Raw genomic sequence first — 20,448 nt, forward strand, 5'->3', positions numbered from 1 at the left:
ATTTCAAAAGATCAAGGAACACACGAATGTCACGCCCACGACTAAAGGTCATTGTTACGCGCCGCCTGCCCAAGCCAGTTGAAAAGAGATTGGCTGAGTTTTTTGATGTCACATTGCGCGACTCTGATGAGCCGATGACGCGTACCGAATTGGTTGAGGCCGTGCAGACCTGTGACGTTCTGGTGCCCACGCTGAATGATCGGATCAATTCCGGTCTGATCGGGCAAGCAGCCGAACGGTTGAAATTGATCGCGAACTATGGTGCCGGGATCGATCATATTGATGTCCACACTGCGCGGCAAAACGGTATTCTTGTCTCCAACACCCCCGACGTGCTGACGGACGATACGGCAGACATGACAATGGCTCTGATATTGGCAGTAACGCGCCGCCTACCAGATGGATTGGCCAAAATGCAGTCAGGAGATTGGCAAGGCTGGTCCCCGACCGACTTGTTAGGACGGCGTATCACGGGCCGACGGCTCGGAATCATTGGCATGGGCCGGATTGGGCAAGCCGTCGCGACCCGCGCGCGCGCCTTTAGCATGCAGATACATTATCATGACCGTCAACGACTTCGTCCGGTGGTCGAGGAGGGCATTGGTGCGAATTATTGGGAAGACCTCGATGATATGATCGCTGGTATGGACGTGATCAGCATCAACTGCCCATACACAACCGAATCCTACCACTTGATGAACGCTAGGCGGCTAAGATTGATGAAACCAGATGCGGTGATTGTAAACACATCGCGCGGAGAACTCATTGATGAAGGCGCGCTTACACGAATGATCAGCAGGGGCGCGATCGCCGGGGCGGGATTGGATGTTTTTGAACACAGAAGTGCTGCAAACCCCGACCTCAAACCGCGCGGCAGTGTCGTCCTGATGCCGCATATGGGATCGGCTACTGTTGAAGGACGGCTTGAAATGGGTGAGCGGGTAGTTCTGAACATAAAGACCTTCCACGATGGCCACCGCCCACCTGATCAGGTGATCCCATCAATGGTCTAGGATAAGCGGATTGCCCCCCCAAATACTATTTCGTCTGGGGCCCGACGCTTCTTAGACATAGGCGTGAAAGTACCATTTATGCAGGTCGATTCCTCATAGCCATCCGAACAAATCTCTCGGACCAAGTGCTGCACATCAGGAGTGCTGCAGAAAGCGGTCGGCTCCAACGCTACTCAAGTGCAAAGAACCCCATTTGTCCCGGATCAGCACCTGTGGGCCTTATTGGGTGGTCTGCATGACGCTGGTGGGTTTGCGTGGTGAAGAGAGCATCGCGGTCCGAAGCGACGGCGCTAAAGGAGGGGGTTGCGGACCCCGCCCCGGAAACCCGATTGCTCAAAAGAAACATGTCCGTGGATGAGGACAACGACATATGAGATGCTCCCATTGGAGATCCGCGACCATGCCAGATGGGACGTGTGTGAGTTCGTTAAGATGTCCTGAGAACCATAACGCAAGCACACCAAAACGACATGCTGTCGCCTGTTGGCTTCGCAATCAAACGGCAGAAACTGTTAAAGTCACGTGTCTTGAAAACTAGGGGAACCTCTCTTCTCGCTCTAGCAGAGTCACTTGAAGCGCTGCAGATTGGACTTTGCTGGCAATCAATCAACGACCGACTTGCCAGTGGTTCATCTATCAACGCTGACCTCAGAGAAAAGGCTACTGGAACTTCACCGTTTTGCGCGGCAAAGAATGACCAGAAACGGAAAATGCGCTGCGCTGCAGAAACCATCGCTTTGGGATGGCAAGGAGATGCTGCGATAGCGAAGATCGAAAATCCAATGTCAGCAAAGTCCGCAGAGCGCTAGTTCGACCACCGCCCGATTTTGCTCTCGCAGCGAATGACCGCAAAGCGGGCTGCGACCGCAGCATCCGGAATGCGGGTCGAGAGTCTGCTCTGGGCCGTGTGCGAAAGCATAAGCTACATCTGAGGTAGTTTGCGATTGTCTCGCGTTGCCTCAACAACTTTCGCGATACGCGTAGCCCGTGTCGGAGGCGTTTTCGCGATCTTGATCCAGCGCAGTACGTTACGCCTATATGAAGGTGCGAAAGCGTCCCAATGGTCTTCATCCAAATCCTTAGCAAGGTCTTTTGGAACAATCAGCGCGTCAACATCGTCAAAAAATGACCAAAGCCCAGATGCCCTACCAATAGCAACCATTTCCTCGCCAGCCGGATGCATACGACCTTCTCGACGCAAACGCTCTACTCTGTCTTTGTAAGTCTTTGACCAGGCCTGTTGCTTGCGACGCGAAATCAATTGGGCTGTTCGATTGTCATCCACAACAAATCGCCTACCGTCGATCCAGCCGTGCGCAATGAGTGCATCTAGCACGTCTTCCCGGCCGACGTATTTCTGAGGATGTGCAGCCTTCCACGTGACCAGTCGAATGCTATCGTCCAGCGCGTGGTTTTCAGCCAACCAGGCCCAAAGTTGAGCCGATGTTGTAACTTCCAAATCTTCCATAGGTCACAAATAGGGGCGGCTCATCGAGAGTCTAGCGTGACCTAATAGAGGTGTCTCTAACGCCTAGAAGCCGTCTCCAGCAAAGGTCTGCTATGCGGGCTGCAACCGCAGCATCTTGAAAAGTCGGTCAAAGGCCGCATAGGGCCGCTCGGAACTTTCTGTTCGCCAGAGCCATTGGTTTGACCCCGCAAAACGAGTACTCATTCTGGTATGCGTAGTCTTCCTACACTTTCTGATCGTCATACCGACATTGCACGGTTTCCGCCTGGCGTGGCATACTTGGATGGGCAGTATTTGCCGATCAGCGAAGCAAAGATCTCCGTGCTTGACTATGGGTTCCTTCACTCGGACGCGACCTATGATGTGGTCCACGTCTGGGAGGGAGCCTTTTTCCGGTTGGATGACCATCTTGATCGGTTCTTCACTGGTCTGGACAAGCTGCATATGTCGATCCCTTATAACAAGAAGCAGGTCACAGATATCTTGCGCAACTGCGTCGCGCTTTCCGGCCTCAAGAACGCCTATGTCGAGTTCATTTGTACGCGCGGGACGTCGCCGACCTTCAGCCGTGATCCCCGTGATGCCGTCAACCGCTTTATCGCATTCGCCATACCGTTTGGTTCCGTGGCCAATCCACAGCAGATGAAACGCGGGTTGCACGCGTCCATCACACCGCTTCAACGCATTCCGCCCGAGTCTGTCGATCCGACAGTCAAGAACTATCATTGGTTGGATTTGGTGAAGGGGCTCTATGCGGCTTTTGAAGTTGGCGCCGACACAGCCATGCTTGTTGATGCGGAGGGCAACGTGTCAGAAGGTCCAGGGTTCAACATCTTCGCGGTGACGGATGGGAATATCCTGACTCCGAAGTATGGCGTCTTAAGGGGCATTACCCGCCAAACGATATTCGACATCTGTCACACGTTGGGGATCGCGTGTTTGGCAGGGGACCTGTCGCCTGCGAAGCTAAAGCAGGCTGACGAAGTGTTTGTGACGTCGACGGCCGGAGGCGTCATGCCAGTCACGAAGATTGATGCAGAGCCGATTGGGCGGGGATCACCTGGGCCGCTAACAGGGCAGATCACTGAGAGGTATTGGGGGATGCATCGTGACGATAAGTATCGGCTTTTAGTCGAGTATCCCGCGACGACGTAGTACCTTGGTACCGGCAGGCATTTGAGAACGAAACGTCTGGAGACACTGTCTGCCCATGCTAAGGCGACATTAGTCTACAGGATAGATCGCGCCCAAACTTTGAGAGGAAGAGTCGTGACTGAAGATATCGAATTGAGGGGTCAGTGCATGTGCGGCTCGGTACAAGTGCGCGCTGTCTCCAACCGAAATCGTGTAGCAGTATGTCATTGCGACATGTGCCGCCGCTGGTCGTCAGGGCCGTTTATGAGTGTCAATTGCGGCGAGGTGGCATTCAACGATGAGGGCTCTGTTAGGCGGATTCGCTCGTCGGACTGGGCGGAACGGGGGTTTTGTCGGGAATGCGGTTCCAACCTATTCTATCGCATAGTCGGCCAAACAAATTATCAGATGGCCGCGGGGATCTTTAACAACCAAGATCAGTTCCGGATGGCGCTGCAAGTCTTTGTCGACGAGAAGCCTTCTTACTATTCGTTCTCAGAGCTAACGAAGTGCATGACCGCGGCGGAAGTCCTAGCGATTCAAGCGCCCAAGTAGGACTAACGAGAACCAAGCAGTCACGTGTCGGGCACCAGTAGCAGGACGGTCCCTGTTGGACTTCGGTCGTGGCCAACAGACTGTGAATTTGAACGGAGCGATACCTTGCTACCGCAGCGAATGGCAGCAATGCGGGCTGCGACCGCAGCATCGAGATCAGCGGTTGGATGTCGGCAATGGGCCGCGAATTCGGCGAGAGGCTGCGCAATGCTCTGCACTCACTTGTTCGACAGCGCATCTGCCGATAATTTCGGCCAAAAGCGGTGTTCGACCGCCAAGAGCAGTAAACCTATGACCGGCACAACCGACCTCATGAAACGCCTCTTTGCCATGCTGACTTGCGTGGCACTGGTCGTCTGGTCCGTGATGCCGTCCTTTACCCATGCGCCGACCGTCTTCGAGACGATCCAAGATCATCTGGAAATGGTCGAAGCCCACGGCCATTCGCATGGGTTCGAAGAAGACCTCTACTGGGCGATGCACGGGCACAGCCACGATGTGACAGACCACGATCACAATCAGGCGTTTCTAACGCCTGGCCGAAGCTCAGAGCCGTCTACGGAGTTAAGCGAACCTTGGATGAGAATAGCATCAACAAGCGGCGCGACCCGACACTTCCGAATAGACCGACCTCCGCGCGTCTGATCGGCGCGGCACAAGCCGCGAAGAAACGATCAGTCACAACATAAGCGGAGTAACTCCATGAAGACCCTCACTGAGGGCGTCGGGCGCATGTCATTGCGTTTAGCGATCCTCGTTCTATCGGTGCTTGCCCTCACAACAAGCGCCGCCCTTGCCCATGACGTCACCCCCGGTGACGCGGGTTACATCCAAGAGATTTGGGGAGTGCATATTATCCCCTTCATCTACCTTGGCGCAAAGCACATGATCACGGGATACGACCATATCCTGTTCCTCTTGGGCGTCGTGTTCTTCCTCTATCACATGAAGGATGTGGCGGTTTACGTCAGCCTGTTCGCTATCGGGCACTCGGTCACGATGCTTCTGGGCGTGTGGTTCGGCTGGGGGATCAACGCCTATATCATCGACGCCATCATCGGACTGTCGGTGGTCTACAAGGCGGTTGATAACCTCGGCCTGTTCCAGAAATGGTTTGGCTTCCAGCCCAACACCAAATGGGCCACGCTGATCTTTGGCCTGTTCCACGGTACCGGCCTGGCGACCAAGATCCTCGAATATGAGATCGCAGAAGATGGGCTGTTGGCCAATCTTCTCGCCTTCAATGTCGGGGTCGAAGTAGGCCAGCTACTGGCGCTCTTCGTCATCCTGATCGTCATGGGATACTGGCGGCGCAGCCCGAACTTCATGCAACAGGCCACCTATGCCAACTGGATCATGGTCGGTCTTGGTGCCATGCTGACCTACGTTCAGGTCGCAGGGTACTTGGCCAGCACATAAGGAATGAGAACATGCACAATGCACCAAAACCCAAGCTTGAAGACCTGCCCACCAAGGCGCAGCTTCGCCGCTCCTCTGTCATTGCGGGCATCGGAGCCGTCTTCATCGGCGTAGCTGTCTACATGCCCGCCGAACTTGGTCAGGACCCAACTGGCATCGGCACCATCCTCGGCCTGACAGAGATGGGCGAAATCAAGCAGCAACTCGCAGCGGAAGCCGCAGCAGATGCCGAACTGCACGGATCGGACGAGTCCTCGTCGCTGATGGATGACATCTTCAGCCTATTCGTCTCGACGGCCCACGCGCAGGAGGCATGGCAGGACGAGATCATATTTACGCTCGAACCCGGGGAGTTCACCGAGATCAAAGCAACGATGGAGGAAGGAACGACGCTCTTCTACGCTTGGAAGTCTACTGGCGGACGGGTGAACTTCGACCTTCATGCCCACGCCGGGGGGCAAGACGTCACCTACGAGAAGGGCCGCGGCCAGACTGAAGGCGAAGGCAGTTTTGAAACCCCATTTGCAGGCAACCACGGCTGGTTTTGGCGCAACCGCGACGACGAGGCGGTGACCGTCACATTGCAACTGCGCGGTGACTACAGCGCCATCGTCCGGGACGAGTAAACCGAGCAAGTGGGCCCACACTGTCGCAGGGCGGGCCCATGAGATCGGACAGGCATGCAGGTGCAGCGAATGGCAGCTCTGACGGGCCGCACTGCAGAAACTCAAAAGTCGGTTCAATGTCCGGATTGGGCCGTCCTTGCCGAGCCAATTTGATCTACCATGTGTAGATGCTGCGAACGATCTAAGGGCAGCAAGGAGCCCAAACCTGCCAACCTCATTGCATGCTCATTGGTATTGTCACATGCTGGACGCCTTGATTGCCACGAGATGTGTTGAAAGGCCTCAGAATGAAAGTTGATGGCGCTTGTCTTTGCGGGAACATCAAGTATGAGGCCGAAATAGACCCAGACAGAGTCGCCATTTGTCATTGTTCAGACTGCCAGACGAATTCGGGCTCTGCTTATGGGGTTGTGGCCAGCATCACGAACGGACAATTTCGATTACTCACCGGAGCTCTTCAAGAGTTTGAGAAAACTGCTGAAAGCGGGCGTGTCAGACACCTAAGCTTCTGTCCGAATTGCGGGACAAGAATTCACGCCTGCACCAAGGACGATCCCTCAGCATTTTTCGGATTGCGTGTCGGCACCATTCGGCAGCGTGCGCAATTAAAGCCAAGACTTCAGGTCTGGTGCAGTTCAGCGCTGCCTTGGGTGTCGGATCTGTCAAGCATCCCAAGACGCGACGATCAGGGCTAGAGATTGTCCGGTTCAGGGAAAGATTAACCAAACTGCAATGGTCACTTTGTCCCGCATTGTTAGCTTACCATCCGCTCGATTTTGCGACAGCAGCGAATGTCGGCAATGCGGGCTGCGACCGCAGCATTGGGAACCACCGCTGGATGTCGGCTCTGGGCCGTCCATGGCAGGGGCGGCCAGGTCAGCCAAGCGATATGCTGCGGTAGATCTAACGGCAGGAGAGAGCCCAAACTTCCATAGTTCCGCAGCGCAGCCAACGTCTGCTCTGGCGCGCGACAGACCCGCATTTGTCATAATCGCTGCTAGCCCTTACAAATGTGGGCGCAGCATAACAGGCATGACTAATGAACGTCCCGCGCATAAACGGTTCGATCTTGAACGAACTTCACCATCGTTTTGAAGCTCTCCCAAGGGCTCTAGGGCGCGTCGCTCAGTATGTACTGACCAACCCCGAGAAGGTCACAACGCAGTCAATCGCCGCCTTGTCGGAACAGTCTGGCAGCGGACAAGCCAGTGTTATCAGGCTTGTCCAATCCCTCGGTTTTGATGGGTTCAGTGAATTTAAGACCGCTCTCAGCATCGAGCTTTCGCACACCCCGCTGCAAGTCGAGTGCGACGCCGCCGAACCTCAACAAATTGCCAACGTGTTGGCTTCTGCGACCAGCGCGGATGCTGCTGAGACAGCAAGGCTAATCGGCATTGGACCTCTTGAAGAGGTCGCGAAGCGTGTCATCCAATCAAGGCGCGCATGGGTCTTCGGGTCAGGGATAGCCGGTCTGTGCGGTGAGCTTCTGGAGTATCGTCTTCTAAGGTTAGGAATAGCTACCACTGCGATCCGCGATCCGATCCTGTTGCGTGAGTTGGCCGACCAACTGGACGCACAGGACGTGGCCGTCGCTGTCAGTGACTCGGGCAGTACGCCACATGCCGTCGCCTTTCTTCGCGACGCCAGAGAGAAGGGACTGTTCTCTGTTGGGATCAGCACGCGCGCCAAGAGCGCACTTGCCGATCAAGCAGACGCATTACTGCAAACCGGCACGACGGGAGGCGCTGACAAGGCTGGCAATGTCCTCGGTGTCGTTGCCCGAAATACGCTCGTGATCGAAACGCTGGCGCAGCGCATCGAGAAGTTGGCTCAGCAGTAGGCCACATCCAACTCCAGCCCCAATTTGTGAATGGTGCAAAACTCCACTATTGTAGAGATTATGGAGTGATTCAGCGACAGCGGTCCCGGTGTCCTCCTGTATCGTGGAGAGTCAACGATTATGGCAAGAGCGGTCCCCAAGACCCACAAGCTGCTGTTCACGATCATCGGCTGGACTGTTGGTGGGATCATCTTCTTTCCGGTCCTTTGGATCATCCTGACAAGCTTCAAATCACACTCAGACGTGTTGGCCTCTCCACCGGTTTTTCTGAACTTTGAATGGACGATGGATGCTTATCGAACCCTTTGGGACGGGATTGACATCCGACGATATCTACTAAACTCCATTATGATTTCTCTCGGATCGACCATTGCCGCCCTGCTTGTCGCGATACCAGCCGCATGGTCGATGGCTTTCACCCCATCAAATTGGACCAAAGCAATTCTTCTTGGAATGCTCGCGACGAAGATGATCCCAGCGGTCGCACTCTTGATGCCCGTATTCCTCATCACGATCAATCTGGGATTGCTCGACACGAGGTTCGGGCTGGGGTGCATCCTGATGCTCATCAACCTTCCGATTGTCATCTGGATGCTCTTTTCGTTCTTCCGAGACATCCCGTTGGAGATACTGGAGGCCGCAAGAATGGACGGGGCAAGCCCTCTGAAAGAAATCGCTCTCATTTTGATGCCGCTGTCATGGCCAGCAATCATGTCCACGTTTGCGTTGGCCGTCATACTCTCCTGGAATGAGTCATTTTGGGTTTTGAACTTCACAGCCTCGGAAGCAGGAACGATGTCGGCCTTTCTCGCCAGCTATTCAAACAGCCCATACTGGGCACAGATCAGCGCCGCGTCGGTGGTCGCAATACTCCCGATCATGGTTCTGGGATGGCTCTGTCAGATGCAAATAGTTCGCGGGCTGACGTTTGGTGCGATCAGGTAAAGCGGACGTTGCTACTTTTTGGGGGGACGGCAGCAAAGTCCCGCATCTTACCAGTTCGTACACGACGCAGCGAACGGCAGGTGTACGGATATGGTGGGACTTCTGAGAATTTCTTCGTACCAGCCATATGACACACCAATGTCGCCTATTTCACTTGGCCCAAGGGTGACGGCAGATTGAAACGCATAATGCCCACTCACTGGCAGCCTTAGCGTGGGATTCCGCCCCTTCGGGCATTCGACCCCACTTACCGATCGGGCGCTGCTTCAAGGGACGTCTCGAACCGCTTGCCCGCCGCTGCAGCTTCTTTCAAGAGCGCGTCGAAATTGTCAGGTGGATTGCCATATTCCAACATCCCTTTGAACGTCGCATAGGCATCCGTCTTACTGCCGTAGGCGCGCAGGGTCTTTTCGTCGTTCACCCAAGCCACCACGATGACCTTCGCATCGCTGTTGAACCGATAGAACAGCCGATACTGCTGGAAGAATTTCGCCCGGAACCAGTGCTTGCGGTGATCGCCGAGTGTGCCGCCTTGCCGGAAGGCGGCGGCACCCGGATCCGTCGGTATGGCCTCGGTGACCAGCTTGAAGATGGCGGCCAGCCGTTTCGTGGAATTTTTCTTGCGCCAGATCTTGGGATCGCGTGCCTTACGCGCTTCGACCTCCAGGATCAGCCCTTCGAGCTGGTCCAGAAAGAGAGGATGCGCATAAATCGACCATCCGTTTACGACAAGGGGCGCTTGGGCGGGCACGCTATCGCCGCTCATTCATCCTCAAGCGAAAGCGGCGCATCGAGATCGACGTCAACGTCTCCGACCAGTGCTGCAAGACGGTCATGCAAAGCCCCATCGAACGCCCGAATGCGGTCCGGATGCGCCTTGATATCGGCTTCGACAAAATCGAGAAAGGCTCCGAGCACGGGATCTTCCTCGTCGCTGCGCACGGGCTCGATATAGACCCTGCCACTCGGCTCGGTGCAGTAGCGAATCCGGTCGCCCTTGCCCAGCTTGAGCTGCTTGCGCACACCCGCCGGCACGGTCGTCTGATACCGATCCGTGAGTTTCGAGACATCTTGTGCGAGCGCTGTCATGGCCGTCTCCTGAAAGAAAGGGGGGTCTTTGCTGCCCGCGATAGGTAATGCATTTGCATTGCCTTGTCAAGACAAGCCGCAGGATCTGCTGTCGCCGGGCAGGTCGATCAACCGTCCGGCGCAGCACCTAATTTCGCCCCGCGAGATACTCCGCCAGCACCGGACTGGCCGCGCCCTTTGCGGAGCTCAGCAGCTCCGAGCCCGCAAGCGAGGCCTTCGACAGGCGTACGAGCCCACCGGTTTCCTCGATGCGGTAGCAGCGGCGTTTTTGCCGCCCCCGCCTGTAGTGCGTCGCAGTGACGATCTGGCAGGTGCTGCCATCGGTGAGCGTCACAGGGGTGGCGAGCTTGATCTTGTCGCCTTCCTCGTAGTCTGGAATCGATGCCCAATCCCGGCAGCGCTGACGCCAGTCCTGGGCGTAGCTGTCCGGGTTTTTCAGGTCGGAGAGGAGCTCGATCAGCCCAAGCGGAGCACGAGACTCGTTCGGGCCAGCACTTTCCTCCATGTCCTTGTAGCCCCAGCAGCCGTCATCGTATCGGGTGAGGAAGACAGCCCCGAAAGTGATGGAGCCATCCGCATCGGTGACATAGGTCGTGTCTTCGACAGGGGTGCCGTCGCGATTGGTAACCCTAGCCGCTGCATACCAGGTGGAACCGACCTTGCAGGCCTTGACCAGTTCCGTCTTGCGCCTTTCGCTCTCGAAGGTGCAGAGCCGGGCAATCTCCGCTTTCTCATCCGCGTAGGTCTGGACGCGGCCGTCGGTGTAGAAAAGCCAACCCATTTCAGAGTCCTTTCTCTCGTTTGGGAAAATTGTTGTCGCCAATGTCCCGAGAGGGCCGCAGGCCCGGCAGGGTATTGGCGATGCGTGTTTGATAAAGGGCGCGTTACGCCACCCTTCGGTCATCGAGTTCCATCAGCGCATCGAGCGGCACGCGGTAGGGCTGCATGGCGTCGAAATCCTCGCAATTGCCGCAGTTCTGCACGATCGCGAAGGTGTCGCAGGCATCCTTGAGGATGACCCGGAAGGTGCCGCCGAGGCCCGAGGGCACCTCGTAGGTCCCGCCGATGAGATAGTCCGAGGCCCGGCGCACAAAGACGCGGATGCTGTGGCCATCGGTGGCGAGCCGGATCGCACCCCGCCCCCGGTCGATGAGCACCTGCACGTCATCCAGGATGTCAGTGTAGAACTGGCCGGTCAGATCGCGAAACGCCATGCGGCGCTGCGCCATCCAGTCGGTGTCCCGAAACGGGTTCATGCCGTCGGCGAAGGCGAAGGAGGGATCGGCCTGCTCGGTGGTAACGATACGGGTGGTCGTGCCATCGATGCCGTTCGAGCGCAGATGCACACCATTGCCGACGATGAGGATCAGGGCGGGCCTGTCCACGGGCCCGTTCCAGTTGGGCAGGAAGGTTTTGCAGGCGCGTGCATGGGCGATCTGCGCCGCAACAGCGGACGCAGAGAACTTGAGAATAGCCATGGGGATGTCTTTCCGTTGGGTGTGGGAGGGTCGACCCGCGCGGGCGGCGTGGTCCACGCGCGGGTCGCGTGAGGACTCAGGCCGCTTGCGCGACCTCGCTGTCAGGCTCGGGGGTTTCCGCAGCGGGCTCCGCCTCATCACAGGCGACACTGTTGGTCTGCATCATGGGCGGGCACCAGGCGGCCACGGCAGCGCGCTGCGCGTCCGTGAGCGTGGCGAAGGGCTCGGCGAAGAGCTTGTCACAAAAGGCGACGATCTCCTTCTTGCTCGACGAGGCCAGCGTCACCGCCTCCTGGGCGAGACCCAGATCCTCGCCGAGGATCTTCAGGAGCCACGCCTTTTTAAAGCGATTGAAGAGCGCCGCGTTCGGCGTCCAGTGGGCGCGGATGTCGGGCATGATCTCGATCTCGAACGCATGCATCAGGCTGTCGCGTTGCCGGTCCCGCGCGAAGCAGGACTGCGTGGTGCTGGCCGTGGCATAGGCGACGAGCTTCGCCTTCTCGCCGGCCTCCAGCGCGCGAAACGCCGCGAACTGATCGGCGGGCGCGCGGGTGTCATCGAGCCACGAGAGATCAAGCGCATCATGCGCTGCCGCCACCTGCTCGAGCGAGGTTGCGTCGATCTCGTCCATCTTGGCATGGCTGCGGTATTCCTTGCGGGCATCGATCTTGATCGCCTGCGTGACACTCATTCCGCTGGCCAGAACGTCGCCCACCAGCTTGAAGAGCGTGAGATCGAGCGTGGCTTCCGGATGCAGCGCCATCGCGGCCCCCAGTGCCATGGCCCGCTCGGTCTTGAGATCCTCGGCCAGCGAGGCCGGATAAGTGATTTCGCTGGAGTCCGAGGCCCCCTCCCCTGTCGGATTACTCGAGGCGCCGCGCACGCCTTCCTCTTTCGCGGTGTCCTCCGGGCGCACGAGGCCAATATGGAGCGTCACCTTCCCATTCGACCACGAGGCGACAACCCCGGCGCGCGCCAGGTCCTCGGTGCTATAGGCCTCCTGCAGGTCGCGGCATTCCTCTTCCAGTGCGTCCACGCGGTCGTAGAGAGCGTTGTAGGCACCGTCATCGAGCCCCTCATCTTCCATCTCGAGTTGCAGTTGCTCAAGCTCGGCGGTGATCTCGTCGATGCGCTTCTGGGCGGCCTCATCGGGCTCGATCGGACCGGGATAGACGCGGCCGTAGTCGGCCATGGTCGCGTAATCATAGCGGACCAACGCATCGGCCCAGGCAAAGCCCAGCCTCATACGGGCGTCCTCGGCGGCTGCACCGAGCTTCTCAAGCAGGATGGTCTCGACCAGCGCCGCATCCTCGAGCACGGAATGCTCTTCCAGAAGGTCAGCCGCGACGGCGCCACCGCGTGCCTCGTAGTCTTCGCGCACGAAAGCCCCGATGTCGTCGCTAACCTGCACCCCGCGGGATTTGAGCGCCTGACGGACGGTATAGGCCTGCAGATAGCCGCCGTCCTTCGTGAGCGCCTCGAAAACCTCGCGCTGCGCCTCCTGGCTCGGGTGCTCGGCGAAGGCCTTCATCGTGTCGAGCGTAATCACCTTGCCCCGAGCCGCAGCGCGGATGTCGGGGTGGATCAGGCCATAACGCAACCGGCCTTTTACGGCCGCCACCGTGGTGCCGAAGGTCTTGGCGATGGTCTCGGGCGTCTGGCCGTCGACCTCCATCATCCGGGCGAAAGCCTCGAACTCGTCAATCGCGTTCATGGAGGCCTGGGTGATGTTCTCGGCCAGCGACAGGGCCGTGGTGACGTCGCAGTCTTCCGGCACAAGGCGGCAGTCGATCTTGGTTTTCGCCGTGAACCCCTTGCTGGCCTTGTCAGCGATCAGCTCCTTCAGGGCTGCATGGCGCCGGCCACCGGCGAGGACAGCGTATTTGCCGTCAAGCTTCTGGACGAGGAGCGGCTGCAGGAGGCCCAGCACAGCGATGCTGGCCTTCAGATGCGCGATGTTCTCAGGATCATAGGTTTCTGGAGAGTTGCTGCGCACATTGGCGGGATGCGGGACCAGATCGCCGATGGCGACGGTTAGAGGGGCAAAGCTTGTGGTCATGGGATATCCTTCCAGGTGGGTGAGGTGTGGCCCGCGCGCGCGCGTAACCAATCCCCGGCTTCAGGGATCACCACGACAAAAGGCCCGCTTTGCCTTTTTGAGGGGCAGCGGGCCTTCATCGTCTCAGATGTCAGGGGGAGGAGTCCCCTGCCCTTCTACCAGTCGCGCGCCAGCATGATGGTCAGCACGCGCATGGTGGTCGTGGGGTTGTCCGGGGTCTCGGCCCCGTAGCGGAAGTCCGAATCCGCCTCATAGAGATCGATTTTCCAGAACACGGTCTCGCTCCGGATCTCGACTGCCCCGAAATCGTGCCAGCCTTCCGGGTCATTCTCAGGCTCGAACGTAGCAAACTCACCGGTGGCCTTCACCGCCTCGGCCATGAAGCCGTCGCTGGCCTCCATAAGCGAGCGGGTGACATGCATGCGGCCCTGGATGGGCTGCGCGGGCGGCACTCCAAGGCACGCGAGCTTGCGAAACGCGTCATTCTGCGCCGCGATCACACTCGGATCCGGACGGTCTGGCTGGGGTTGAACGGTCATGGACATGGGGATCTCCTTTGAGAAGTTGAAACACCCTTCTCAAAGCCCGCTTTTTCTTTTCCGCCTGGCGGAGGAGAAACCCAGAAAAAAACTACCCGGCCCGAATACACCCAAAAATCAGGTGAGCGGGATATGCGGCTATTGGGGCTTTCGGAAGCAACGACCGCTCCCATCCCGAAGCGGACTCGCAGCCTTTGGTTCGAATTGGCGACAGCCGACCTTCGCCGCGTGGATCGCGAACTCGTAAGGTGCAGACTTTGCAGACGTTGTTCTTTGATGAATTTATGTCTGCTTTTGTAACAAGTTTGGCTAACTAGTCATTAAATCATGGCTGAGCCAATCAATGAATGCATCTGATCGACGCTTCCGTCGCCCGTGTGCTTGTGCAACGTAAACGTAGCCGCTTTGTTGAAATCCAAATGGAGCGATTAGACGTCCACTGCCAATATCACTTTCGACCAGATGTTCTGGCGTTACGCAAACACCCAATCCGTTTGCTGCAGCTTCAATAGCAAGTGAAAGATGCTCAAACTCATTTTGGTTCGTCAGTTGAATGGGGCGCGAACCAAGCTGTGCTTGCCATTCTTGCCAGGCTTGCGGGCGAGTCTTTGTTGTTAACAATGGCAGGCTACTTAAATCGTCGGGGCCCGAACAATGGCATAGCAGCCCGGGTTTCAATACTGGCCCAAGAGATTCTGCAAACAACACTGTATCCTGCGGTCTAAGCGATGCCGTCGGAGGCAGGACAGAAATTGAAACATCTATTCGATTGCGTAAACGGTCGGGGCTGCGCGGACTGGTCGAGAGCCGCAAATCAATATTCGGGTGTTCTGAACGAAAGCGGTGCAGGCGCGGTATAAGCCAACGAACGGCCATCGTACTAAGGCAGGCAACATCTAAAATCGTATCGCGCGTTTCATCTAACGCCAGAAGGGTTGCGTCTATTTCATCCAAAGCTGACGTCAGTGTGGCTGCCAGTTGCCGGCTTTCATCCGTCAAAACACGATTGGTTCGAGGACCACTAAATAGATTAAAACTCACAACTGATTGCAGTTCGGAAATCTGACGGCTAACGGCACCGGGCGTCACTCCAAGTTCAATCGAAGCGTTTGACATGTTATTATGGCGCGCGACGGCCTCAAACGTCTTAAGTGCATTTAGTGATATCTTAGATCGGGACTTCATTTGAGAAATACTCACAAGATGACGGCTAATAACTCGTTATCCCATATCTCGTTGAAGGGCTACTTAGAAGCCACATCAAAGGAGAGAACGCCATGCCAATCGTACGCACTGCTGTTAAGTCAGGCACAACATCTGAGATCAAAGAAAAGATCGTTATGGGTATCCATTCGGCTTTGGTCGAGGGTATCGGCATGCCGCAAGATGAGCTTTTCAATTTGGTCCAAGACTACGATCCAGCCGATTTTTTCTACAGCCGCAGTTTCAACGGCGTCGCGCGATCCGATAATGTCATAGTGGTCGAGATTACTATGCGACGCGGGCGTAGCGACGCTATGAAAACGGCACTCTATGCAGCGATTACAAGAAATCTAGAACAAGATGCCCAAGTGAGTCCCAAGGATGTCCTGATATTTATGCACGAAAATGACTACTCAGACTGGTCTGTTGGAAACGGAAAATTTGCAATGAAGATCGTCCAACAACCCGGTGACGATGCCTAAAGTTGACTGCAACTCAAAGCAGACATTCATGCACGACGCGGCATCGGTCATTTTGGGCTCCTACCGGCATTCGCCGCAAGCTGCGCGAAGGACCGCTGTCGGGAAAACGCTGAGACTTTGCAAACTCCGCTTTCTGCGCATTGCCGCCATTCGTGGTCATCACCACATTCGTCACGCCGGTCTCACACCTGCCATTTTCCGCTTCGCAGCAACAAGTCTGTTAGGCGGCCTCGGCGCTGCCCCCTGCCCTGCCCGTCTCCGATCTGGCGATCAGGTAGTCGCAAGCGCGTTGCGCGTCGGCCGCATGCTTGAAGATCGCGGTTTTGTCCGAACGCAGAACGCGCAGCCAGTTGTAGAGATACGCCGCGTTCATCTCGAGCGTATGCGCTGTGAACCCAAGCTCCTGCCCGAGGAAGCAGGAGGTCAGCTCGGCCACGATTTCTTCGCGGGCATAGGAGGTGTTGCCAAACCGCGAGAGACCATAATCGCGGTTGAGCCGATGCGGCGCCTTTGTGGCATGCGCCAGCTCGTGCGCCCAGACCCCGTAGAAATTCCGTGGGTCCTGGAACCTCTCGATAGAAGGCATGAAAACTTTATCGACGGGCGGCAGATAGTAGGCCTCGCCGCCCGCGAATACCGTGGTGATGTCGATCGCATCGAAGAATGTCTGCATATGCGGGATGGGCGCAGCTGGCGTGTGGTCAGGGACCGGCTCCGGGTCGGGATGGAAGCTCTCGGGCAAGCCCTCGATCTGGCAGGCATTGAACACACGGTAGGATTTCTGGAAGCGGAAGATGCGGGCTTCCTCGGAGTGATCATCCCCGTCGCTGCGGTCGTCCTCGCCGCCCGCGTCTTTCCGGCTTTGGCCGTAATAGACGACGACAGAGGATTTCTCGCCTTTGCGGACCTTTGCGTCCAACGCATTGGCCTGCGGCAACGTCATCCAGAAGGGCGAGCTGTGGCCCGCCATCACGGTCCGCATCGTCAGCAGGAAGTTGTTCACTCCCTGGTAGGGTTCCCCGCCCACGCGCAGGGGACGAGAGCTGCCACCTGCGGTCCATGGCTTGCGCCACGGCAGGACGCCGCGCTCAATAATACGGATGATTTCGTTTGTGATGACCTCGGAGGCATCGAATTTGGGCGTGCGGGATCGGGCCATGGCTGGCCTCCTTTCGAGTTTTGGTGAGAGGGAATGGTGATCAGATTGACTGACGGGGTCGCGGATCGTTGATGATCCTGGCGCCGAGCCCTTCGACCATGTCGATGTAGGTGGTCAGCGAGACGGACCTGCCAGGATCCGAAGAGTCAGGGTCGGCCGATCCGTCCCGCGCCACGCACGGCAAGTTCGCGAAGGCGATGACGTCACTGATGGGTCGGATATCGATGAACGGGGTTCCTCGTGCGACCGCGAGGGCGGCCAGGGGAAAGCGCTCGATCGGCGCGAAGGTCGAGACGGTGGTCCAACCGAGATGGATGAATGTCCCGCCCTCGCCGCAGATCACATGCGCGTTTGGCAATGACGCCGCCTGCTTCAGATAGCCGAGATCACGCAGGACGGTCTGGCGCTCGAGCCGCTGTGCCAGCGCCGTCTGGCCGGTTCGGCGTAGTTCCTTGTGTCGCCACCACGAGGCAGCGGTCGCGCGCAACACGCGCAAGACACCTGTTTGCATGGGAATGCCCTTCGTCAGGAACGGCAGACCGGAACCCGGCCCGGACCCATCCGAGGGACCGCAAAGGCCCTCATCCGGCAGTCACAAAACCCGAAGAACACTTTCTCTTTTCCTAGGCCCTTTCTGCACACAACAGAACTGAAACCTGGCCCATCTGCCGAAGCCATTGATTTCATGCAGCAATTTCAGATCGGCAGGCAAGATCGGCAACGCATATCGGCAAAACCTTGCTTGAAAGTACGAAATGTGTTTATTTTTCAGATACTTTGCAAACATAGAAGATCGGCAAAAATGCTGGAAACACTCGCCAGGATCGAACCCTGCTTCTTCGAGGAGCATATTCCAACAGAACTGGCAGACCTTTCGGTCGACATCCAGAGGGAAGCCACCGGGCTGGGACAAGGGTTGCATCCTGACAGCGCAGCCGAACTTGCCGATCTCGTCCGTGTGATGAACTGCTACTACTCCAACCTGATCGAAGGACACAACACGCGCCCCCGCGACATCGAAAGGGCGCTGGCTGGTGCCGAGCTTGAGGAAGAAACCCGTCCCCTCGCCCTTGAGGCCCGGGCGCACGTCATCGTTCAACGGACCATCGACGAGATGCATCGCAAGGGCACCCTGCCCCGCCCCACATCCGTCGAATTCCTGACTTGGGTCCATAAGAGCTTCTACGACGAGATGCCGGATGAGTTTCGGGTCATCGAACATCCCGACGGCACACAAGAGCCCATCGTTCCGGGACGCATGCGCCAGGATGATGATCGGGAAGTTGCGGTCGGGCGCCACCTACCTCCTTCATCGTCGCGCGTCGCGGCATTCATGGACCATTTCGACAAACGGTTTCAGATTGCGGCGCGGTCTTCGAGCGGACGGATCATCGCGATCGCGTCTGCACATCACCGGCTGAACTACATTCACCCTTTCCCGGATGGCAACGGCCGTGTCAGCAGACTGATGTCTCATGCCATGGCCCTCACAGCCGGGATTGGTGGCCAAGGGCTCTGGTCCGTATCACGTGGGCTGGCCCGCGGGCTAACCGATCGGGGCGAGTACAAACGGATGATGGATCTGGCCGACAGTCCACGCCGCGGAGACCGCGACGGACGGGGGAACCTGTCAGAAGCGGCACTGAAGACGTTTAGTGAATGGTTCCTAAAGGTGACGCTCGACCAGATCACCTTCTCAGCAAGATTGTTCGATCTCGGCGGACTGGACCAACGGTATCGTCGTCTTGTTGCAGATACCATCGATGACAAGCGAGCGCCGGAATTAATCTCGGCGGTTCTTCGGCATGGCGCATTGGAACGAGGCGATGCGCAGATTGTGCTCAAGACGTCCGAGCGTACTGCTCGCAACACGCTGAGTAAACTGACCGCCGCTGGATACCTGACGTCCGCCTCGCCGAAGACGCCAGTTCGGTTGGCGTTTCCGTTGGATTATCGAGAGCGGCTCTTTCCAAACCTCTTTGGAGACGGTGACCTCCCACAATAACTTTAGGCATTTAGGGTGTAATGCCTGGCGGCCGATTTCTTCCATGGCCGGCCAGATTTTCATCAAGGCTTGCTCGTGTGTCACTTGTCCACCGCGGTGGACATCTGCTGGTCTGAGATAAACTGAAGAACCACCACGCGCCGCTAGGTGCGTTTGGACAGTTTTGGTTGCCACAAGCGCCGCTCCTCGTTCGAAGTCCACCGCGGTGGACATTAGACAGTTCGCTCATTGTTTTCGGACAGTCGCTTGATCAAAGCTAATGGATCAAATTGGTTTTGCCTTTGACCCAGGGTGATACTGTGAAAATACGCTCCAAAATCCCTGATGCGTTTTCCAAGCTGTAGCATGATGAAGATCGCGCATGACGCTTTCTGAGCTCCTACAGCATTCTTGGCTTTCTCGAAAGTCTCTGGGTGAATGCCCATCATGGGTGCAAGTGTTCGAGCATGGTTTTCAATGTCCAACCAGTTTCTAAGTCTCTCTGTGGAGAACGATGTCGCCTGATCGCAGACTGAGGTCAGCAAGTCTGGTTTCAGGGCCTCAAGGCCTATGTTGCTATCTAAATCTTTTTTTTCTTCTTCAGACTTAGATTGATGCCGGACAGTTTGTCCGTCATTGGCGGGCAATTCCATAGTTTCAGGCGGGTCATCCGGGGCAGACAAACTCTGGCATTCTGCATCTGTATTGGCGAGCAGAGCGTGGTATTCGGGGAGGCTCAGCTTCCTGCGTAGAGCTTTCCGTGCGTGGTTGATGAATGCGTTGCTAGGATCGTGCTCTTCCAAATGGGCGAGCTTTGTAAGGATCTGTTTGCGGACAAATATCCGATCTCGCCGGTTATTCTCCATCTCTTGCGCGATGGCTATAAGCTCGCTCGCACGTTGGAGCAGGGGGGTGAGAGACAATCCATAACTGATGCACTCCCCGCCGGATGAGCGAACGCGGTAGCGCTTTCGGTTCGAGCTGTCATTGCGCTTGATGAACCCGAGTTCAACGAAGCGGTTGATGTGCCTCCGGAGTGTCCGTTCGTCGATTCCGCCAACGCGCTGGCAAAGTGAATTGTTAGACGCAAAAACCGTTTCGCCATGGCCAGGTTTCAGAAAACTGAGCATTGCTTGAAGTGTCTGTATGTGGCCAGGACGTAGACCAAACACGCCGCGTGCATCTCTCAGGGCTCTGAAGATGATCCAGACGTCGGTTTCAGACGGGGGAAATGAGCCGCGGGTTGCATCAGCACCTGCGACTTCGATCGAGAGTTTTGTAAATGCCATGGCTTGTTCACGACGACCGTTCGGCCCACAACTTCCCCGTCTCTTTCCTCGAATTTTCGCGGAAAAAGGCAAAAAATATCAGTCCACCGAATCGGTGACTCTTGACCGGTATGCTGGAGGTTGCTACATCAAAGATGCTAATCAGATGATGAGGGCTCTCCAGGGG

General features: G+C 57.0%; 23 protein-coding genes. 12 read left to right on the forward strand and 11 right to left on the reverse strand.

The window, feature by feature from the left end:
- Nucleotides 1-26: 26 nt before the first annotated feature.
- Both PGB28_RS11565 and PGB28_RS11570 read left to right on the forward strand, forming a co-directional pair.
- Nucleotides 27-1,013 (forward strand): 2-hydroxyacid dehydrogenase, encoded by a 987-nt coding sequence (locus PGB28_RS11565; RefSeq protein WP_271421678.1) that lies wholly within the window; start codon nt 27-29, stop codon nt 1,011-1,013.
- A gap of 470 nt (nt 1,014-1,483) precedes the next feature.
- Nucleotides 1,484-1,822: a hypothetical protein gene (locus PGB28_RS11570; RefSeq protein WP_271421679.1), complete on the forward strand. Its 339-nt coding sequence runs from the start codon at nt 1,484-1,486 to the stop codon at nt 1,820-1,822.
- Between the two features lie 113 nt (nt 1,823-1,935).
- On the opposite strand, the gene PGB28_RS11575 is transcribed toward PGB28_RS11570, so the two are convergent.
- Nucleotides 1,936-2,481: a YdeI/OmpD-associated family protein gene (locus tag PGB28_RS11575; protein ID WP_271421680.1), complete on the reverse strand. Its 546-nt coding sequence runs from the start codon at nt 2,479-2,481 to the stop codon at nt 1,936-1,938.
- Between the two features lie 210 nt (nt 2,482-2,691).
- On the opposite strand from PGB28_RS11575, the gene PGB28_RS11580 reads away from it, so the two are divergent.
- The 8 genes from PGB28_RS11580 to PGB28_RS11610 all read left to right on the forward strand — a co-directional run bounded on the left by PGB28_RS11580 (nt 2,692) and on the right by PGB28_RS11610 (nt 9,000).
- A complete protein-coding gene (locus tag PGB28_RS11580) occupies nt 2,692-3,636 on the forward strand; it encodes an aminotransferase class IV (protein WP_271421681.1) in 945 nt (314 codons plus the stop codon).
- A gap of 114 nt (nt 3,637-3,750) precedes the next feature.
- On the forward strand, nt 3,751-4,170 hold the full coding sequence (locus PGB28_RS21320; RefSeq protein ID WP_456300295.1) for a GFA family protein: 420 nt from the start codon (nt 3,751-3,753) through the stop codon (nt 4,168-4,170).
- 291 nt (nt 4,171-4,461) lie between these two features.
- Entirely contained in the window at nt 4,462-4,815 is a 354-nt protein-coding gene (locus tag PGB28_RS11585) for a hypothetical protein (protein ID WP_271421682.1), read from the forward strand.
- Nucleotides 4,816-4,902: 87 nt separating this feature from the next.
- Entirely contained in the window at nt 4,903-5,589 is a 687-nt protein-coding gene (locus tag PGB28_RS11590; RefSeq protein WP_271421794.1) for a HupE/UreJ family protein, read from the forward strand.
- An 11-nt stretch (nt 5,590-5,600) separates the two neighbouring features.
- On the forward strand, nt 5,601-6,215 hold the full coding sequence (locus PGB28_RS11595; protein WP_271421683.1) for a transmembrane anchor protein: 615 nt from the start codon (nt 5,601-5,603) through the stop codon (nt 6,213-6,215).
- 287 nt (nt 6,216-6,502) lie between these two features.
- Nucleotides 6,503-6,910 carry a GFA family protein gene (locus PGB28_RS11600; protein ID WP_271421684.1) on the forward strand — a complete coding sequence of 136 codons (408 nt, stop codon included), beginning with the start codon at nt 6,503-6,505 and terminating at the stop codon, nt 6,908-6,910.
- A gap of 344 nt (nt 6,911-7,254) precedes the next feature.
- A complete protein-coding gene (locus tag PGB28_RS11605) occupies nt 7,255-8,055 on the forward strand; it encodes a MurR/RpiR family transcriptional regulator (RefSeq protein ID WP_271421685.1) in 801 nt (266 codons plus the stop codon).
- Nucleotides 8,056-8,175: 120 nt separating this feature from the next.
- Entirely contained in the window at nt 8,176-9,000 is an 825-nt protein-coding gene (locus PGB28_RS11610) for a carbohydrate ABC transporter permease (protein ID WP_271421686.1), read from the forward strand.
- Nucleotides 9,001-9,247: 247 nt separating this feature from the next.
- Here the strand turns inward: PGB28_RS11610 and PGB28_RS11615 are convergent, their stop codons facing one another.
- The 7 genes from PGB28_RS11615 to PGB28_RS11645 form a co-directional block, all read right to left on the reverse strand.
- Nucleotides 9,248-9,766, reverse strand: coding sequence for a type II toxin-antitoxin system YhaV family toxin (locus tag PGB28_RS11615; protein WP_271421687.1), 519 nt, complete (start codon nt 9,764-9,766; stop codon nt 9,248-9,250).
- On the reverse strand, nt 9,763-10,089 hold the full coding sequence (locus PGB28_RS11620) for a type II toxin-antitoxin system PrlF family antitoxin (protein ID WP_271421688.1): 327 nt from the start codon (nt 10,087-10,089) through the stop codon (nt 9,763-9,765). The genes PGB28_RS11615 and PGB28_RS11620 overlap by 4 nt, the downstream gene beginning before the upstream one ends.
- Nucleotides 10,090-10,216: 127 nt before the next feature.
- A complete protein-coding gene (locus PGB28_RS11625) occupies nt 10,217-10,870 on the reverse strand; it encodes a DUF6927 domain-containing protein (RefSeq protein ID WP_271421689.1) in 654 nt (217 codons plus the stop codon).
- Between the two features lie 103 nt (nt 10,871-10,973).
- Nucleotides 10,974-11,567 carry a regulator gene (locus tag PGB28_RS11630; RefSeq protein ID WP_090525080.1) on the reverse strand — a complete coding sequence of 198 codons (594 nt, stop codon included), beginning with the start codon at nt 11,565-11,567 and terminating at the stop codon, nt 10,974-10,976.
- Between the two features lie 76 nt (nt 11,568-11,643).
- Nucleotides 11,644-13,626 (reverse strand): ParB/RepB/Spo0J family partition protein, encoded by a 1,983-nt coding sequence (locus tag PGB28_RS11635; RefSeq protein ID WP_271421690.1) that lies wholly within the window; start codon nt 13,624-13,626, stop codon nt 11,644-11,646.
- A 155-nt stretch (nt 13,627-13,781) separates the two neighbouring features.
- Entirely contained in the window at nt 13,782-14,171 is a 390-nt protein-coding gene (locus PGB28_RS11640; RefSeq protein ID WP_271421691.1) for a DUF3768 domain-containing protein, read from the reverse strand.
- Nucleotides 14,172-14,474: 303 nt separating this feature from the next.
- Nucleotides 14,475-15,350, reverse strand: a complete 876-nt coding sequence (locus tag PGB28_RS11645) for a LysR substrate-binding domain-containing protein (protein ID WP_271421795.1) — start codon at nt 15,348-15,350, stop codon at nt 14,475-14,477.
- Between the two features lie 92 nt (nt 15,351-15,442).
- On the opposite strand from PGB28_RS11645, the gene PGB28_RS11650 reads away from it, so the two are divergent.
- Nucleotides 15,443-15,850: a tautomerase family protein gene (locus PGB28_RS11650; RefSeq protein WP_271421692.1), complete on the forward strand. Its 408-nt coding sequence runs from the start codon at nt 15,443-15,445 to the stop codon at nt 15,848-15,850.
- 220 nt (nt 15,851-16,070) lie between these two features.
- On the opposite strand, the gene PGB28_RS11655 is transcribed toward PGB28_RS11650, so the two are convergent.
- Nucleotides 16,071-17,009, reverse strand: a complete 939-nt coding sequence (locus PGB28_RS11655) for an ArdC family protein (protein ID WP_271421693.1) — start codon at nt 17,007-17,009, stop codon at nt 16,071-16,073.
- Between the two features lie 40 nt (nt 17,010-17,049).
- A complete protein-coding gene (locus PGB28_RS11660; protein WP_271421694.1) occupies nt 17,050-17,520 on the reverse strand; it encodes a hypothetical protein in 471 nt (156 codons plus the stop codon).
- A gap of 291 nt (nt 17,521-17,811) precedes the next feature.
- On the opposite strand from PGB28_RS11660, the gene PGB28_RS11665 reads away from it, so the two are divergent.
- A complete protein-coding gene (locus tag PGB28_RS11665; RefSeq protein WP_271421695.1) occupies nt 17,812-19,014 on the forward strand; it encodes a Fic family protein in 1,203 nt (400 codons plus the stop codon).
- 212 nt (nt 19,015-19,226) lie between these two features.
- Here PGB28_RS11665 and repC read toward each other — a convergent pair whose 3' ends face one another.
- Nucleotides 19,227-20,282 carry a plasmid replication protein RepC gene (gene repC / locus PGB28_RS11670; RefSeq protein ID WP_271421696.1) on the reverse strand — a complete coding sequence of 352 codons (1,056 nt, stop codon included), beginning with the start codon at nt 20,280-20,282 and terminating at the stop codon, nt 19,227-19,229.
- Nucleotides 20,283-20,448 lie beyond the last annotated feature (166 nt).

The organism is Primorskyibacter aestuariivivens (assembly GCF_028023675.1).
GTDB classification, from domain to species: domain Bacteria; phylum Pseudomonadota; class Alphaproteobacteria; order Rhodobacterales; family Rhodobacteraceae; genus Marinovum; species Marinovum aestuariivivens.